Annotated in this window: 12 protein-coding genes and 1 pseudogene; 6 read left to right on the top strand and 7 right to left on the bottom strand. The window is 70.1% G+C overall.

Annotation, left to right across the window (positions count from 1 at the left end; genetic code table 11):
* On the top strand, positions 1-457 hold a 457-nt coding region (locus WYM_RS14625; RefSeq protein ID WP_019181594.1), incomplete at its 5' end, for a polyprenyl synthetase family protein.
* A 34-nt stretch (positions 458-491) separates the two neighbouring features.
* On the opposite strand, the gene WYM_RS14620 is transcribed toward WYM_RS14625, so the two are convergent.
* A complete protein-coding gene (locus tag WYM_RS14620) occupies positions 492-842 on the bottom strand; it encodes an Rv2175c family DNA-binding protein (RefSeq protein WP_019181593.1) in 351 nt (116 codons plus the stop codon).
* Between the two features lie 208 nt (positions 843-1,050).
* On the opposite strand from WYM_RS14620, the pseudogene WYM_RS22550 reads away from it, so the two are divergent.
* A pseudogene (locus WYM_RS22550) lies at positions 1,051-2,178 on the top strand (LysM peptidoglycan-binding domain-containing protein).
* Positions 2,179-2,300: 122 nt separating this feature from the next.
* Positions 2,301-4,244, top strand: coding sequence for a Stk1 family PASTA domain-containing Ser/Thr kinase (gene pknB, locus WYM_RS14610; RefSeq protein ID WP_019181592.1), 1,944 nt, complete (start codon positions 2,301-2,303; stop codon positions 4,242-4,244).
* A 69-nt stretch (positions 4,245-4,313) separates the two neighbouring features.
* Here pknB and WYM_RS14605 read toward each other — a convergent pair whose 3' ends face one another.
* From WYM_RS14605 to WYM_RS14595, 3 genes are read right to left on the bottom strand one after another with little or no spacing between them, the layout of a single operon-like run.
* A complete protein-coding gene (locus WYM_RS14605; protein WP_019181591.1) occupies positions 4,314-5,651 on the bottom strand; it encodes a class II 3-deoxy-7-phosphoheptulonate synthase in 1,338 nt (445 codons plus the stop codon).
* Between the two features lie 50 nt (positions 5,652-5,701).
* Complete coding sequence (locus tag WYM_RS14600) at positions 5,702-6,388, bottom strand: lysophospholipid acyltransferase family protein (RefSeq protein WP_019181590.1); 687 nt, start codon at positions 6,386-6,388, stop codon at positions 5,702-5,704.
* Between the two features lie 3 nt (positions 6,389-6,391).
* On the bottom strand, positions 6,392-7,327 hold the full coding sequence (locus WYM_RS14595; protein WP_019181589.1) for an ROK family glucokinase: 936 nt from the start codon (positions 7,325-7,327) through the stop codon (positions 6,392-6,394).
* A gap of 154 nt (positions 7,328-7,481) precedes the next feature.
* On the opposite strand from WYM_RS14595, the gene WYM_RS14590 reads away from it, so the two are divergent.
* Entirely contained in the window at positions 7,482-9,308 is a 1,827-nt protein-coding gene (locus WYM_RS14590; protein ID WP_019181588.1) for an AMP-dependent synthetase/ligase, read from the top strand.
* A 74-nt stretch (positions 9,309-9,382) separates the two neighbouring features.
* Here the strand turns inward: WYM_RS14590 and def are convergent, their stop codons facing one another.
* Both def and WYM_RS20380 read right to left on the bottom strand, forming a co-directional pair.
* On the bottom strand, positions 9,383-9,874 hold the full coding sequence (gene def / locus WYM_RS14585) for a peptide deformylase (RefSeq protein WP_019181587.1): 492 nt from the start codon (positions 9,872-9,874) through the stop codon (positions 9,383-9,385).
* 8 nt (positions 9,875-9,882) lie between these two features.
* Positions 9,883-10,920 carry an AAA family ATPase gene (locus WYM_RS20380; protein WP_019181586.1) on the bottom strand — a complete coding sequence of 346 codons (1,038 nt, stop codon included), beginning with the start codon at positions 10,918-10,920 and terminating at the stop codon, positions 9,883-9,885.
* Positions 10,921-10,957: 37 nt separating this feature from the next.
* Here WYM_RS20380 and WYM_RS21205 point away from each other — a divergent pair, with 37 nt between their 5' ends.
* Positions 10,958-11,185: a hypothetical protein gene (locus WYM_RS21205; protein ID WP_157525220.1), complete on the top strand. Its 228-nt coding sequence runs from the start codon at positions 10,958-10,960 to the stop codon at positions 11,183-11,185.
* A gap of 628 nt (positions 11,186-11,813) precedes the next feature.
* Here the strand turns inward: WYM_RS21205 and WYM_RS14565 are convergent.
* Positions 11,814-15,221, bottom strand: a complete 3,408-nt coding sequence (locus WYM_RS14565; RefSeq protein WP_019181583.1) for a pyruvate carboxylase — start codon at positions 15,219-15,221, stop codon at positions 11,814-11,816.
* A 125-nt stretch (positions 15,222-15,346) separates the two neighbouring features.
* Between WYM_RS14565 and WYM_RS14560 the strand changes: the two genes are divergently transcribed.
* On the top strand, positions 15,347-16,156 hold the full coding sequence (locus WYM_RS14560; RefSeq protein ID WP_019181582.1) for a ParA family protein: 810 nt from the start codon (positions 15,347-15,349) through the stop codon (positions 16,154-16,156).
* The last annotated feature ends 111 nt before the right edge of the window (positions 16,157-16,267 follow it).

Genomic DNA, 16,267 nt, shown 5'->3' with positions numbered 1-16,267 from the left:
CGTGCAGCAGCCGCTCGCGATCGGGGCCGCCCTCGCCGGTGCCGACGACGAGCAGGCGGCCGCGCTCGCCGCGTTCGGGCATCCCCTGGGCATGGCCTTCCAGCTCCGCGACGACGTGCTCGGAGTGTTCGGCGACGAGGCCGAGACCGGCAAGCCGGCAGGCGACGACCTTCGCGAGGGCAAGCGCACGGTGCTGATCGCCTATACCCGGGAGGCACTCGCCCCCTCCGCGCGGCGCACCGTCGACGAACTCGTGGGAGATCCCACCCTGGACGACGGCCAGATCGCGTCGCTGCAGCAGACGATTGCCGACACCGGGGCGCTGGAGCGCGTGGAGCGGCTCATCGCCGACTTCGCGCGCGAAGCCGACCGTGCGCTCTCGGGTGCGCGCCTCGACAATGCGGCGGTCAGCCGGCTGCGTGAGCTCGCACGCGCGGCGACGGTGCGGACCGCCTGACGTCCCGACCGCCTGAAGGCACGGACGACGGCTGTCAGGCGAGTGTCTGCGCCACGCGCCGCACTTCGCTCTTGCGCCCTGCACGCAGCGCCTCGATCGGGGCGAGGCCGATGGAGTCCTCGGGAGACAGCAGCCAGTCGATCGTCTCATCGTCCGAGAATCCGGCGTCGTGCAGCACGATGACGGTGCCCCGGAGCGACGGGATCGCATGTCCGTCCTTGATGAAGACGGCGGGAACCTTCAGGGCGCCGTCGCGTCGCGAGCCGACGAGGTGGAACTCGTCGAGCAGGCGGCGCACGCGGCCCAGGGATTCATCCAGCACCTCGACCAGTTCAGGGAGGCTGAGCCAATCGGTTTCGATGAGCGAGGCGTCGTCAGCGGTCACCAAGCCACTATCTCAGATGACGCGCCGACCGCTGAACCCTCACGACAGCCTGGGCAAGGACATCACCGGCATCATCAGTCACATCAGCCTCGCTTATAACACCCGTTGACACCAGTAGACATCCGTGACACGGTTTTTCGAAGTCGACTGAGGGGGGAAACTCGTGCGACAGATCAGCCGCACCCATCGCGGCGGTGCTACGCGAACGATGCTGGCCGGGGTTCCGGCCGCCGTCGCGGGGTCCATCGCCCTGTCGTTGACGGCAGTGCCGGCGCACGCCGAGGCTCGAGCCGCGTCGCCCTCACAGGCGATGCCGGTCAAGGCCCCGAGGACCGCTCCGGCGGCGCTGCCGGCCAGCGCGGCGGCGGCGAGCGGCTACATCGTGCAGCCCGGCGACACGGTCAGCGCCATCGCTTCCCGCCACGGCGTGCGGACGGCCGATCTCCTCGCCCTGAACAGCCTCGCGTGGAGCTCGGTCATCTACCCCGGACAAGAGCTCGTGCTCTCGGGGGGGCTCCGCCGCGCCCGCTCCGACCGCTCCGACCTCCGCAGCTTCGCACACCGTCGTCGCGGGCGACACCATCAGCGCCATCGCCAAACGGCACGGGCTCAGCATCGACGCCGTTCTCGCGGCCAATGGACTGGACCGGTCGTCGATCATCTACCCCGGTCAGACCCTCGCCGTCCCCGGAGCCGCCTCGGCGCCTGCCGCCGCGCCGGCGCCCGCCCCGGCCCCGCTCCTGCCCCCGTCGGCGGCGCCTACACGATCGCCGCGGGCGACACCATCAGCGCGATCGCGACTCGGCACGGGGTGAGCATCGACGCCGTGCTCGGCGCGAACGGCCTCGACCGGTCCTCGATCATCTACCCCGGGCAGACCCTGGCCATCCCGGTCGCCGCGGTGGCGGCATCCGCCCCGGTCGTATCGGGCCTCGATGCGGAGCAGGCCGCCAACGCGCAGCTGATCGTCCGGGTCGGCCGCGATCTCGGCGTCCCCGATCGCGGGATCGCCATCGCCCTGGGTACCGCGATGCAGGAGTCATGGATCCGCAACCTCGACTGGGGCGACCGCGACTCGCTGGGCCTGTTCCAGCAGCGGCCCAGCACCGGATGGGGCACCGAGGCCGAGGTGAGGGACCCGGTCCACTCGATCAAGGCCTTCTTCGGCGGGGCGCATGACCCGAACGGCTCTCGCACACGCGGCCTCCTCGACATCGCGGGGTGGCAGAGCATGTCGTTCGCCGATGCCGCCCAGGCGGTGCAGGTGTCGGCCTATCCGGATCGCTACGCGCAGTGGGAAGCGCCCGCGCATGCGTGGCTCGCCGCCCTCGGCTGAACGGCGCTGCACTGAGCGACGCGCACTCGGCCGTGCGGCCGCAGGCGGAACCTCGCGTAACGGAACGGTCGCAGGGTGAGCCGCTCCGCGGGCTCGCAGGTGCGCGTCCGTAGACTCTGAGCGTGAGCACGAGTCAGCAGACGGACCCGCTGATCGGCCGTCTCGTCGACGGCCGGTACCGGGTGCGTGCTCGCATCGCCCGAGGGGGCATGGCGACGGTCTACGTCGCCACCGACCTGCGCCTCGAGCGGCGCATCGCGCTCAAGGTGATGCACGGCCACCTCAGCGACGACACCGTCTTCCAGAGCCGCTTCATCCAGGAGGCGCGCGCAGCCGCGCGCCTCGCCGATCCCCACGTCGTCAACGTGTTCGACCAGGGCCAGGACGGCGACATGGCCTACCTCGTCATGGAGTACCTGCCGGGCATCACGCTGCGCGAGCTGCTGCGCGAACAGCGCCGGCTGACGGTCCCGCAGGCCGTGACGATCCTCGACGCGGTGCTGTCGGGACTCGCCGCCGCCCACAAGGCGGGCATCGTCCACCGTGACGTCAAACCCGAGAACGTCCTCCTCGCCGAGGACGGCCGCATCAAGATCGGCGATTTCGGTCTCGCCCGCGCGACCACGGCCAACACGGCGTCAGGCGCCCAGCTGCTCGGCACGATCGCGTACCTCGCCCCCGAGCTCGTCACCCGCGGGACCGCCGACGCCCGCAGCGACATCTACGCGCTCGGCATCATGCTCTACGAGATGCTCACCGGCGAGCAGCCGTACAAGGGCGAGCAGCCGATGCAGATCGCGTTCCAGCACGCCACCGACTCGGTGCCGCGACCGAGCGTGAAGAACCCGGGTGTACCCGAGCCGCTCGACGAGCTCGTGCTGTGGGCGACCGAGCGCTCCCCCGATGACCGCCCGCTCGACGCGCGGGAGATGCTCGACCGGCTGCGCGAGATCGAGCGCGACCTCAGCATCACGCCGGTGATCACCCGCACGAGCCCGATCGGGGTCCTCCGCGACGACGTCGCCGCGACCGGCGAGCTCACCGCGGTGCTTCCTGCGACCTCGACCGGGCCGACGGCCTCGATGGAAGAGGTCGACAACGCGACACGACTGCGCCGGGCCACGCAGCGCCGGCGCGCCAAGGGCGGGTGGCTCATCGCCGTCGTCATCCTGCTCGCCGCCCTCGCGGGGGGCGCCGGATGGTGGTTCGGGTCCGGCCCCGGCTCGCTCGTCGCGGTCGCCGATGTCTCGAACATGTCGTTCGCCGACGCGGCGGCGCGGCTACAGGAGGACTCGCTGATCGCGGTGCAGCGCGACGAGAACAGCCTCGATGTTCCCGCCGGCCTCGTCATCCGCACCGAGCCCCCCAGCGGCTCCCGCGTCGACCGCGAGGCCGAGGTGACGGTGGTCGTCTCGCTCGGCCCCGCTGAAGTGCAGATCCCCTCCTTCATCGACAGCGCCGAAGCCGACGCCCGTGCCGGGCTGGACACGCTCGAGATCCGGGTGGATGCCGAGAACGCCACCTTCTTCACCGACTCCGCGCCCGACACCGTCGTCGGCGTCATGATCACGCCCGCCGACGGCGCCGAGCCCTTCGCGTGCGGCGACGGCTGCGCCGCCCGTCAGGGCGATTCCGCGCAGCTGTGGGTCTCGCTCGGGCCCGCCCCCGACGTCGTCGGAGACAGTGAGGGCTCCGCGCGGAGCGAGCTCGAAGGCGTGCAGCTCGTCGTCGCCGACGAGAGCGCCACCGAGACCAGCGAGTCCATCGAGGAGGGCCGCGTCATCCGGGTTCTCGGCCGCGAGGACGGCGGGTGGCTGCGCCCGGGCGACACGGTGACGCTCGTCGTGTCGACCGGACCGCCGCTGTTCGAAGTGCCCGACGTCGTGGGACTCACGCGCGACGAGGCCAAGGCCGAGCTCGAGGCCGAGGGCTTCGCGGTGAACTGGGCGCTGTTCTGGAACGCCGTCCCCAACGACCTGACCGAAGTGACGAGCCAGGACATCGAGGCCGGCGAACTTCGCCGCAGGGGCACCGAGGTCTACCTGCAGCTCACCGTCACCGGCTGAGACAGCGGAATCCCGGATGCCTCGGGTCGAGGCATCCGGGATTCTCTGCGTGTCGGCGGCAGCCGTCGCTCAGCGCTTCTCGAGCTCCTCGGCGACGAGGAAGGCGAGCTCGAGACTCTGCATGTGGTTCAGACGCGGGTCGCACAGCGACTCGTAGCGCGTTGCGAGTGCGGCCTCGTCGATCTCTTCGGATCCGCCGAGGCACTCGGTTACGTCGTCGCCGGTGAGCTCGACGTGGATGCCGCCGGGGAACGTGCCGACCTCCCGGTGCGCCTCGAAGAACCCGCGCACCTCGTCGACGACGTCGTCGAAGCGACGGGTCTTGTAGCCGGTGGGCGTTGTGATGCCGTTGCCGTGCATCGGATCGGTGACCCACAGCGGCGTGGCGCCGGAATCGCGCACGGCCTCCAGCAGCGGCGGCAGCGCGTCGCGGATCTTGCCGGCTCCCATGCGGGTGATGAACGTCAGGCGGCCGGGCTCGCGCTCGGGATCGAGCTTGTCGATCAGGGCGAGCGCGGTCTCGGGCGACGTGGTCGGGCCGAGCTTAACGCCGATCGGGTTGCGGATCTTCGAGAAGTAGTCGACGTGTGCGCCGTCGAGCTCGCGAGTCCGCTCACCGATCCACAGGAAGTGCGCCGACGTGTTGTACGGCGTGTTCGTGCGGGAGTCGATGCGCGTCATCGGCCGCTCGTAGTCCATGAGCAGGCCCTCGTGACCGGTGTAGAACTCCACGCGCTTGAGCTCGTCGAAGTCGGCGCCGGCGGCCTCCATGAAGCGGATGGCGCGGTCGATCTCGCCCGCCATGCGCTCGTACGCCTGGTTGGCCGGGTTCTGCGCGAAGCCCTTGTTCCACGAGTGCACCTCGCGAAGGTCGGCGAAGCCGCCCTGCGTGAAGGCGCGGATGAGGTTGATCGTCGAGGCGGCCGTGTGGTAGCCCTTCAGCAGCCGCTGCGGATCGGCCCGACGCGAACCCTCGGTGAAGTCGTAGCCGTTCACGATGTCGCCGCGGTAGGCGGGAAGCGTGACCTCGCCACGCGTCTCGGTGTCGCTGGAGCGGGGCTTGGCGAACTGACCCGCCATGCGGCCCATCTTCACGACCGGCATCGAGGCGCCGTAGGTGAGCACGACCGCCATCTGCAGCACCGTCTTGATGCGGTTGCGGATCTGCTCGGCGGTGGCCCCGGCGAAGGTCTCGGCGCAGTCGCCGCCCTGCAGCAGGAAGGCCCGTCCGGACGCCGCGCGCGCCAGGCGGTCGCGGAGGTTGTCGACCTCGCCCGCGAAGACGAGCGGGGGCAGGGTCGAAATCTCAGCGGATGTCGCAGCCACCGCCTCGGCGTCGGGCCAGGCGGGCTGCTGCTTGATGGGCAGGGATCGCCAGTGGTCGAGGGGGTCGAGCTGCTGCAGCATCCCTCGAGTCTAGCCGCGGGCGCACCGGCCCCGGCGCCGGATGACAGCGGTCAGCGCGGGGTCTTCAGCCGGTCCTTCACCGTCGACGCGTAGACGTCTTCGTACTCCTGCTCGCCCAGTCGCTGCAGTGCGACCATGATCTCGTCGGTGATCGAGCGGAGGATGTAGCGGTCGCCTTCCATCCCCTCGAAGCGCGAGAAGTCCAGCGGCTCGCCGATGACGATGCCGACCCGCACGATGCGGGGCACGCGGGTGCCGATCGGCATCATCGTGTCGGTGTCGACCATCACGACCGGCACGACGGGGACGTGCGCCTCGAGGGCCATGCGGGCCAGGCCGGTGCGGCCCCGGTAGAGCTTGCCGTCGGGGCTGCGCGTGCCCTCCGGGTAGATGCCGAGCAGGTCGCCGCGGCCGAGCACCTGCAGCCCTGTGTTCAGCGAGGCCTCGGAGGCCTTGCCGCCCGACCGGTCGATCGGGATCATGCCGGTGGCCTTGAAGAACATGCGGGTGGACCAGCCCCTGAGGCCCTTGCCGGTGAAGTAGTCGCTCTTGGCGAGGAACGCGACCGGACGGTCGATCATCAGCGGCAGGAACACGGAGTCGACGAACGAGAGGTGGTTGCTCGCGAGGATCGCGGCACCCCCGGCGGGGATGTTGCGACGGCCGATGATCCACGGGCGCCAGATCGCCTTGACGATCGGGCCGATCACCACGTACTTCATCAGCCAGTAGAACATCGCCTACTCCTCCGCGGACGCCAGGTCGGCGGCGCCGATGAGGCCGGCGTCGTTGCCGAGCTCGGCGATCGCGAACTCGGCGATCGGCCGCTCGCCGTACCCGGGCAGGGACGTCTCATACGCGATGCGCACCGGCTCCAGAAGGTCCTCGCCGAGCTGCGCGACACCGCCGCCGATCACGAAGAGCTCCGGGTCGAGCACGGCCTGGAATCCTCCGCACGCTTCGCCGAGGGCGGTCGCGACCCGCCGGAGCGCCTCGACGGCGCCTTCGTCGCCCGCGAGCACGAGGCGCGAGACCGCCGGGCCGGTGATCGTGCCCTTCTCCGCGCGGAGCGCCGCGAGAGCGGCGCCGATGCCGCCGGCGTCGGCGATGGCGTTGGCCTCGCGCTGCAGCGCCCGGCCCGACGCGTACTGCTCCAGGCATCCGTTCTGGCCGCAGCCGCAGGGCAGGCCGTCGCGGATGAACCGCATGTGGCCGAGCTCGCCCCCGATGCCGTGACCGCCGCGGAACAGCTCGCCCTCGGCGACGATGGCGCCGCCCACGCCTGTGCCCATCGTGAGCATCACCATGTGGTCGACTTCGCGGCCGGCGCCGAAGCGGAACTCGGCCCACCCGGCGGCGTTGGCGTCGTTCTCGATCGTGACGGGCACGTCGATCCGCGCCTCGAGGCGCGCCTTGAGCGGTTCGTCGTGCCACGCGATGTTCGGCGCGTGGATGACGGTGGCGCGGTCGCGGTCGATGAAGCCGGCGGCCGCGACGCCGACGGCGACGACGTCATGGCGCGACGCCAGATGCCGGGTCATGTCGACGACGGCGTCGGCCAGGGCGCTGGTGTCGATCGGGGTGTCGACGCGGAGCTTCTCGACGATGCGGCCGTGGGAGTCGACGACACCTCCCGCGATCTTCGTTCCGCCGATGTCGATCCCGACCTTGAGCACTGCACTCCCTCTCCGGCCTCCGCGCGCGCGACGGCGCCTTGAAGTCTATCCAGGGCACGCCCGTCCACAGTGCCGCTGGTCGCAGCGTGACGGCGGATTAGACTCAGGTCAGATCCGCCCGAGATTCACCCCGTCCGGTACCGAAGGAGCTGCCGTGGTCCAGTTCGAAGTCCCTCCGATCGTCCCTGCTGATGCGCAGGCGAACATCACCGATCTCTTGGTCGAGCGGGTGAAGCAGACGCCCGACCTGGCGCTTTTCGCCGTTCCCGACGGAGGCGGGTGGCGCGACATCAGTGCGCGAGACTTCCACCGCCAGGTCATCGCCCTCGCCAAGGGCTTCGTCGCGGCGGGTGTCGAACCCGGCGACAAGGTCGCCTTCATCGCCCGCACAACCTACGACTGGACTCTGGTCGACTTCGCGCTCTTCTTCGCGGGCGCCGTCATGGTCCCGGTGTACGAGACGAGCTCCGCGTCGCAGGTGGGCTGGATCCTCTCCGACTCGGGCGCCGTGGCGTGCATCGCCGAGTCGGCCGACCACACCGCCCGCCTCGCCGAGGTGCGCGGCGAGCTTCCGCTGATCCGCTCCACGTGGGAGATGCAGCGCGGCGACCTCGACACCCTCATCGCGGGTGGCGTCGACGTCAGCGACGACGAGATCGAGCGGCGTCGCAACCTCGCCAACGGCGCCGACATCGCGACCCTGATCTACACGTCCGGCTCCACGGGACGCCCGAAGGGCTGCGTGCTCACGCACAGCAACTTCGTCGAGCTCACGCGCAACTCCGCCAAGGCTCTGCACGAGGTCGTCGCCACGCCGGGCGCCTCGACCCTGCTGTTCATCACCACCGCGCACATCTTCGCCCGGTTCATCTCGATCCTGAACATCCACGCGGGCGTGAAGACGGGGCACCAGCCCGACACCAAGCAGCTGCTCCCGGCGCTCGGATCGTTCAAGCCGACCTACCTGCTGGCCGTGCCGCGCGTGTTCGAGAAGGTCTACAACTCCGCCGAGCAGAAGGCCGAGGCCGGCGGCAAGGGCAAGATCTTCCGCGCCGCCGCCCACACCGCCATCGAGCACTCCACGCTCCTCCAGGACGGCAAGAAGGTTCCCTTCCTCACCAAGATCAAGTTCGCTCTCTTCGACCGGCTCGTCTACAGCAAGCTGCGCGCGGCGATGGGCGGCAACGTCGTTTACGCCGTGTCGGGTTCTGCGCCGCTCGGACCGCGCCTCGGCCACTTCTTCCACAGCCTGGGCGTCACCATCCTCGAGGGCTACGGTCTCACCGAGACCACGGCGCCGGCGACGGTCAACCTCGCGACGAAGTCGAAGATCGGCACCGTCGGACCCGTGCTTCCCGGCGTCGCGATCCGGCTGGGTGAGGACGACGAGGTCCAGGTCCGCGGTATCAACGTCTTCAAGGAGTACTGGCGCAACCCCGAGGCGACGGCCGCATCGTTCGACGGCGACTGGTTCCGCACCGGCGACATCGGCTCGTTCGACGAAGAGGGCTTCCTGAAGATCACCGGCCGCAAGAAGGAGATCATCGTGACCGCCGGCGGCAAGAACGTCGCACCGGCGGTGCTCGAGGACCCGATCCGCGCCAATCCGATCGTCGGTCAGGTCGTCGTCGTCGGAGACCAGAAGCCGTTCATCTCGGCACTGATCACCCTCGACCCCGAGATGCTGCCGACATGGCTGGCGAACAACAGCCTCGACAAGAGCATGTCGCTCGACGAGGCGGCGAAGAACCCGGCCGTGCGCGCCGAGGTGCAGCGGGCGATCGATGAGGCCAACACGCACGTCTCGCGTGCAGAGTCGATCCGCAAGTTCACGCTCCTCCCGCTCGAGTGGACCGAGGCGAGCGGACACCTCACGCCGAAGATGAGCATCAAGCGCAATGTCATCATGGACGACTTCGCGACCGACATCGAGGAGCTCTACGCGGTGCCGGTGAACACGTCGAACGTCTCGTTGAGCTGATCCGCCGCAAGAGAAGAGCGGATGCCGGGACCCCGGCATCCGCTCTCTTGCTTGACGCCGAACCCGACGCGGAATCAGAACCAGTCGGACTCGCGGATCTCTCGCATCGCGACGCGGCGCTCCTCCGGGCTCAGCCGGTCGAGGTAGAGGGTGCCGTCGAGGTGGTCCGTCTCGTGCTGCAGCGCCTGGGCGAGCAGGCCCTCCCCCTCGATGACGATCTCGTTCCCGTCGAGGTCGATGCCCACGACCTTCGCCCTCGGATACCGGATGGCATCGTGCCACAGACCGGGCACCGATAGGCAGCCCTCGCCGATGGGCTCGGGCTCGCCCGACACCTCGACGAGCACGGGGTTGAGCACGTATCCGATGTCGCCGTCGATGTTGTAGCTGAAGGCCCGCAGGCCGACGCCGATCTGGGGCGCCGCCACGCCGGCGCGGCCGGGAAGCTCGACGGTGTCGACGAGGTCGCGCACGAGCGCGCGCACTCCGTCGTCGATCTCATCGATCGATGTGCTGACGGACTTCAGGACGGGGTCGCCGAAGACACGGATGGGACGAACGGCCATCGGATGCCTCAGGCGGCCGGCGCGTAGGAGCGCAGACCCTCGATGACCGTCGCCGCGAGCTCCCGGGCCGCGAGGCGCGTGTCGGCCTGCAGTTCCCGGAATCCGATCGCGCTGCCGGCCGCGATGTGCGGGTCGTACGGCACGCGGACGACCGCGCGTACACGGGAGCGGAAGTGCGCCTCGAGCTCGTCCAGCTGGACGAGGGGCTGGCCGGGACGGGCGTTGTTGAGCACCACGACGGCGCCGCGCACCTTGTCGGAGTAGCCGTTGGTCTCGAGCCAGGTCAGCGTCTCGGAAGCCAGCCGCGCCTCGTCGACGCTGAGGCCGGCCACGATGACGAGCTGGTCGGCCAGGTCGAGCGTGGCTCCCATGACGGAGTGGACGATTCCGGTGCCGGTGTCGGTGAGGACGACGGAGTAGTAGTGCGCGGCGAGTGAGGCCACATCCCGGTAGTCGTTGTCGTTGAACGCTTCGGACACGCGCGGGTCGGTGTCGGACGCGACGACATCCAGCCGCGTCTCGTCGCGCGCGACGATGTTCGACAGGTCATTGAAGCCGACGACGTCGCCGCGCACCCGCACGAGGTCGCGGACGGTCTTTCCGCTGTCGCGCGAGATGCGCTCGGCGAGGGTGCCGCGATCGGGGTTGGCGTCCACCGCGATCACGCGGTCGTCGCGGGCGTCGGCGAGGGCCATGCCGAGCAGCGTCGTCACGGTCGTCTTGCCGACGCCGCCCTTGCGGGAGAGCACCGGCACGAACCGCGCACCGCCCGTGAGCGGCGCGGCGATACGGCGGTCGAGCTCCTTGCGCGCCCGCGCGCGCTTGCTGTCGCCGAGGTTGATCCGGCGGCCGGAGAGCGAGTAGACGAAGTGCTGCCACATGCCTTCCGGCTCGGAGCGCACGACCTGGTGCGGGTCGAGGAGGCGATCGGCGGTGAGCAGATCGGCCGTCTCGCGATCGGCCTCGAACTCGCCCAGGCGCTTCGAGGTCAGGGCGATTCCCGGACGCGGCTGCGAACGCTCGACCGCACGCTCGGGGACGGGCACGGCGCCGGTGTGGTGGGCTTCGCGGCGGGTGGCCGGCGTGGGCCCGGCGACCGGCAGCGGCGGCACCGGCGGGGCGGTCCGGGCTGCGGCATCGGTCGCCGACGATGCCGGCGACGCGGCCGGCTGGGGGTTCTGGGGTTTCAGCGGTCATGGGTTCCTCCGCGATCGCGGCCGTCTCTTCTGCCAGGGCGGTGGCGAAGTCGACATCCGCGAACTCGACGTCCTCGAACGCGGCATCGTCGTCGAACACGGCATCGTCGTCTGACTCCGCGGCACTCTCCGGCGCCGCGTCGTCGAGCGCTGCCGCGCCTCCAGAGCCGGCGTCGTCATCCGCGTGGGGCTGGTCGGCGTCGCTCTGCCAGGGCTCCGCCGGCGCGGAATCCTCGGCGGCGTGCGGCTCCGCATCGGGCTGAGGGTCGGCCTCGGGCTCCCGATGATTGATCACCGTCGCCTCGTACACCTCATCGGCATCCGCGATGTCTTCCGAGGGGCTCGCCGCCGCGAATCCCTCGCCCTCGACCGTCCACTCCTCGAGGTCGGCGTGCGCGGTGTCGCTCTCGATGATCTCGGCCTCGGCCGTCTCCACCGCCGGCTCCGGCTCAGCCGGACGGGCGAGCACCGGCAGATCGGCGTTGGCGGGGATCTCGATGACGAACGGGATCTCGTCGTCGATCACGTCGTCATCGGCCAGATCGTCCTCGGATTCCGTGGGCAGCTCGACGCTCACCTGAGCCGTCGCACCGCCCAGAATGCCGATCCCGGTCGTCTCGAGACTCCCCGTGTCGGAGAGCACGCCGTTCTCGGGTTCGTCGGGCGTGTGGTCGGGTCGGTCGGGCGTCACTGCGGAGATCTCCAGGGCAGAGGGGCGTTTCGGGCGGATGCCACCCTCCAGGCTACTGCGACGGGCGGATCACGACCAAAAGGTCGCCTGCGTCGACCTGGGCGGTCTCGGCGATCGCCAGGCGCTCCACGACGCCGTCGACGGGCGCGGTGATGGCCGCCTCCATCTTCATGGCCTCGATGGAGGCGACCGGCTGCCCCGCCGTGACGGCATCGCCGACGACGGTCTTGAGCGTGACGACACCCGAGAACGGCGCCGCGACCTGACCCGGCTTGGAGGTGTCGGCCTTCTCCGCCTGACGCGACTCGACCGAGATGCTGCGGTCGCGGACGAAGACGGGTCTCAGCTGACCGTTCAGCGTGGTCATGACGGTGCGCATGCCCTTGTCGTCCGCCTCGCCGATCGCCTCCAGGCCGACGAAGAGCTGCACGCCGCGCTCGATCTCGACGACGTGCTCGGTCCCCTGAGCGAGGCCGTACAGGTAATCCGCCGTATCGAGGACGCTGAGGTCGCCGAAGACCTCTCGTCGCTGCTCGTACTCGCGGGTCGGTGCCGGGAAGAGGAGCTTGTTGAGCATCGCGCGGCGGGCTTCGGCATCCGCTCCGAGGGCCGCCGACTCGCTCTCGGTGAGGGGCGTCACCTCGATGCTGACGTCGCGGCCCTGCAGCACCTTGGTGCGGAAGGGCTCGGGCCAGCCGCCGGGCAGGTCTCCCAGCTCGCCCGCCATGAAGCCCACGACCGAGTCGGGGATGTCGTAGTTCTGGGGGTTCTCGGCGAAGTCCGCCGGGTCGGCCTTGACGGCGGCCAGATGCAGGGCGAGGTCGCCGACGACCTTCGACGACGGCGTCACCTTCGGCACCCGGCCGAGGATGTCGTTCGCAGCGGCGTACATGTCCTCGATGAGCTCGAAGTCCTCGGCCAGGCCCAGGGCGATCGCCTGCTGTCGCAGGTTCGACAGCTGCCCGCCGGGGATCTCGTGGTGGTACACGCGCCCGGTCGGACCCGGAAGCCCCGACTCGAACGGGCGGTAGAGGTGGCGCACAGCCTCCCAGTACGGCTCGAGGTCGCTCACGGCGCCGAGGTCGATACCGGTGTCGCGCTCGGTGTGGGTGAGAGCGGCCACGAGCGCCGACAGCGAGGGCTGGCTGGTCGTGCCCGACATCGGCGCAGCCGCCGCATCCACGGCATCCGCCCCTGCCGCGCTCGCGGCCAGCAGCGTCGCCAGCTGTCCGCCGGCGGTGTCGTGCGTGTGCACGTGCACCGGGAGGTTGAAGTTCTCGCGCAGCGCGGCGACCAGACGGGATGCCGCGGCCGGCCGCAGCAGTCCCGCCATGTCTTTGATGGCCAGCACGTGCGCGCCCGCTGCCGTGATCTGCTCGGCGAGGCGGAGGTAGTAGTCGAGCGTGTAGAGGTCCTCGGCGGGGTTGAGCAGGTCGCCGGTGTAGCAGACGGCGACCTCGGCGAGAGAAGTGCCGGTCTGCAGCACCGCGTCGATCGCGGGCCGCATCTGCGCCACGTCGTTGAGCGCGTCGAAGATGCGGAAGATGTCGATGCCCGATGCCGCGGCCTCGGCGACGAACGCGTCGGTGACCTCGGTCGGGTACGGCGTGTACCCCACCGTGTTGCGGCCGCGCAGCAGCATCTGGATGGCGATGTTGGGCAGCGCCGTCCGGAGCCGGTCCAGCCGCTCCCACGGGTCTTCGCCGAGGAAGCGCAGGGCGACGTCGTAGGTAGCCCCGCCCCAGGCCTCGACCGACAGCAGCTGGGGGGTGAGGCGCGCGACGTACGGAGCGACGGTCACCAGGTCCTTCGTCCGCACGCGCGTCGCGAGAAGCGACTGGTGGGCGTCGCGGAACGTGGTCTCGGTGACGGCGAGGGCGGTCTGCGCACGCAGGGCCTGCGCGAAGCCGGCCGGTCCGAGCTCGAGCAGACGCTGACGCGAGCCGGCGGACGGCTCGACCGTCAGATCGGCCGTGGGCAGCTTGAGCCGCGGGTCGACGGTCACGGGGTTGTCGCCGTGCGGCTTGTTGACCGTCGTGTCGGTCAGCCAGTTGAGGATCTTCGTGCCGCGGTCCTTCGACTCGCGGCCCTTGAGCAGCTGCGGCCGCTCGTCGATGAACGACGTCGAGACGTCACCCGCCACGAACGCGGGGTCGTCGAGCACGGCCTGCAGGAAGGGGATGTTCGTCGAGACCCCGCGGATGCGGAACTCGGCGAGTGCGCGCCGTGCGCGCACGACGGCAGCCCCGAAGTCGCGCCCGCGGCAGGTCAGCTTCGACAGCATCGAGTCGAAGTGCGGGCTGATCTGCGCGCCCGCGGCGGTCGTGCCGCCGTCCAGGCGGATGCCGGCACCGCCCGGTGAGCGGTAGGTCGTGATCTTGCCGGTGTCGGGCCGGAAGCCCTGGGTCGGGTCCTCCGTCGTGATGCGGCACTGCAGAGCCGCACCGCGCAGGCGGATGCGGTCCTGGGTCAGCCCGAGCTCGTCGAGGCTCTGGCCGGCGGCGATGCGCATCTGCGACTGCACAAGGTCGACGTCGGTGACCTCTTCGGTGACCGTGTGCTCGACCTGGATGCGCGGATTCATCTCGATGAAGACGACCTCGCCCGTACGCGGACCGGCCGTCTCGAGCAGGAACTCGACCGTTCCGGCGTTCTGATAGCCGATCGAGCGGGCGAACGCGACGGCGTAGCCGTGCAGCGCGTCGCGCACGGCCGGGTCGAGGTTCGGCGCGGGCGCGATCTCGATGACCTTCTGGTGCCGTCGCTGCACCGAGCAGTCACGCTCGAACAGGTGAACGGTCTCCCCCGCCGCGTCGGCGAGGATCTGCACCTCGACGTGGCGCGGCCGCTGCACGGCCTGCTCGAGGAAGACGCGGGCGTCGCCGAAGGCGCTGCCGGCTTCGCGCATGGCTTCGGCCACCGCCGGCGCCAGCTCTTCGCGGGCCTCGACCCGCCGCATCCCCCGGCCGCCGCCACCGGCCACAGCCTTGACGAAGATCGGGAAGCCGATGTCGTCGGCCTGGGCGAGGAGGACGTCGACGTCATCCGATGCCTCGGTCGAACGCAGCACGGGCACACCGGCAGCGATCGCATGATGCTTCGCCGTGACCTTGTTGCCCGCCATCTCGAGCACGCTCGCGGGCGGGCCGATGAAGGCGATGCCGTTGGCGGCGGCCTTCTCGGCGAGCTCGGGGTTCTCCGAGAGGAAGCCGTAGCCCGGATAGATCGCGTCCGCGCCGGCCTCCTTCGCTACGCGCACGATCTCGTCCACGTCGAGGTAGGCCCGCACGGGGTGACCCTTCTCGCCGATGAGGTAGGCCTCGTCGGCCTTCAGCCGGTGCAGCGAGTTGCGATCTTCGTACGGGAAGACGGCAACGGTGCGGGCTCCCAGCTCGTACGCTGCGCGAAACGCGCGGATCGCGATCTCTCCACGGTTCGCGACGAGGATCTTGCGGAACATTCGACCTCCGGAGGCGGGGGTGCGGACGGGGCGCTTCACACGGGCCCGGGAAACAGCCCCTGATAACGGCCCCAGATGATGGCCTGAGTGTGCTCACAGCCTAGGGGACGGTAACGTGGTGCCTTGTGCACGTCCTTTCCGTCAGCTCGCTCAAGGGGGGTGTCGGCAAGACGACCGTGACTCTCGGACTCGCGTCGGCGGCTTTCGCCCGTGGTGTCCGCACGCTCGTCGTCGACCTCGACCCGCAGTCCGACGTGTCGACGGGCATGGATATCCAAGTCGCGGGGCGCCTGAACGTCGCCGACGTCCTGGCCAATCCGAAAGAGAAGACCGTCCGGCAGGCCATCACCTCCAGCGGGTGGGCGAAGGTGCACCCCGGCACGATCGATGTCATGATCGGCAGCCCGTCCGCCATCAACTTCGACGGCCCCCACCCGAGCGTCCGCGACGTCTGGAAGCTCGAGGAGGCGCTCGCGACGATCGAGGCCGACTACGACCTCGTTCTCATCGACTGCGCGCCGTCGCTGAACGCCCTCACCCGCACCGCTTGGGCGGCCAGCGACCGGGTCATCGTCGTCACCGAGCCTGGACTGTTCTCGGTGGCCGCCGCCGACCGCGCCCTCCGCGCGATCGAAGAGATCCGCCGTGGGCTCTCCCCTCGCCTGCAGCCGCTCGGCATCGTGGTGAACCGCGTGCGCCCGCAGTCGATCGAGCACCAGTTCCGCATCAAAGAGCTGCGCGACATGTTCGGCCCGCTCGTGCTCAGCCCGCAGCTGCCCGAGCGCACGTCGCTGCAGCAGGCGCAGGGCGCCGCCAAGCCGCTGCACATCTGGCCCGGCGACTCCGCGCAGGAGCTCGCGGCCGACTTCGACTCGCTGCTGGACCGCGTCATGCGCACCGGCCGCATCCCGGTCGCGGACGACACGCGGGCGTAACGCCGTACGCCCCGGCTTCTGGTGACCACTTTGCTCATCAGATGATCAGATTGCGTACTTCCTGCGCGCTCTGATCAGCAGGACTTGCCTTTCGCCGCGCTGTCGCTGACC

Source organism: Microbacterium yannicii PS01 (genome assembly GCF_000304335.1).
In the GTDB taxonomy this organism is placed as follows: Bacteria; Actinomycetota; Actinomycetes; order Actinomycetales; family Microbacteriaceae; genus Microbacterium; species Microbacterium yannicii_A.
The sequence above is the reverse complement of the archived record's forward strand: the minus strand, read 5'-3'. Positions and strand labels throughout refer to the sequence as shown.

Bases quoted from the DNA above. Each gene is read 5' to 3' on its own strand.
- WYM_RS14605 (WP_019181591.1), bottom strand. From the start codon at position 5,651: ATGCTGCAGCAGCTCGACCCCCTCGACCACTGGCGATCCCTGCCCATC.
- WYM_RS14600 (WP_019181590.1), bottom strand. From the start codon at position 6,388: ATGTTCTACTGGCTGATGAAGTACGTGGTGATCGGCCCGATCGTCAAG.
- def (WP_019181587.1), bottom strand. From the start codon at position 9,874: ATGGCCGTTCGTCCCATCCGTGTCTTCGGCGACCCCGTCCTGAAGTCC.
- WYM_RS14565 (WP_019181583.1), bottom strand. From the start codon at position 15,221: ATGTTCCGCAAGATCCTCGTCGCGAACCGTGGAGAGATCGCGATCCGC.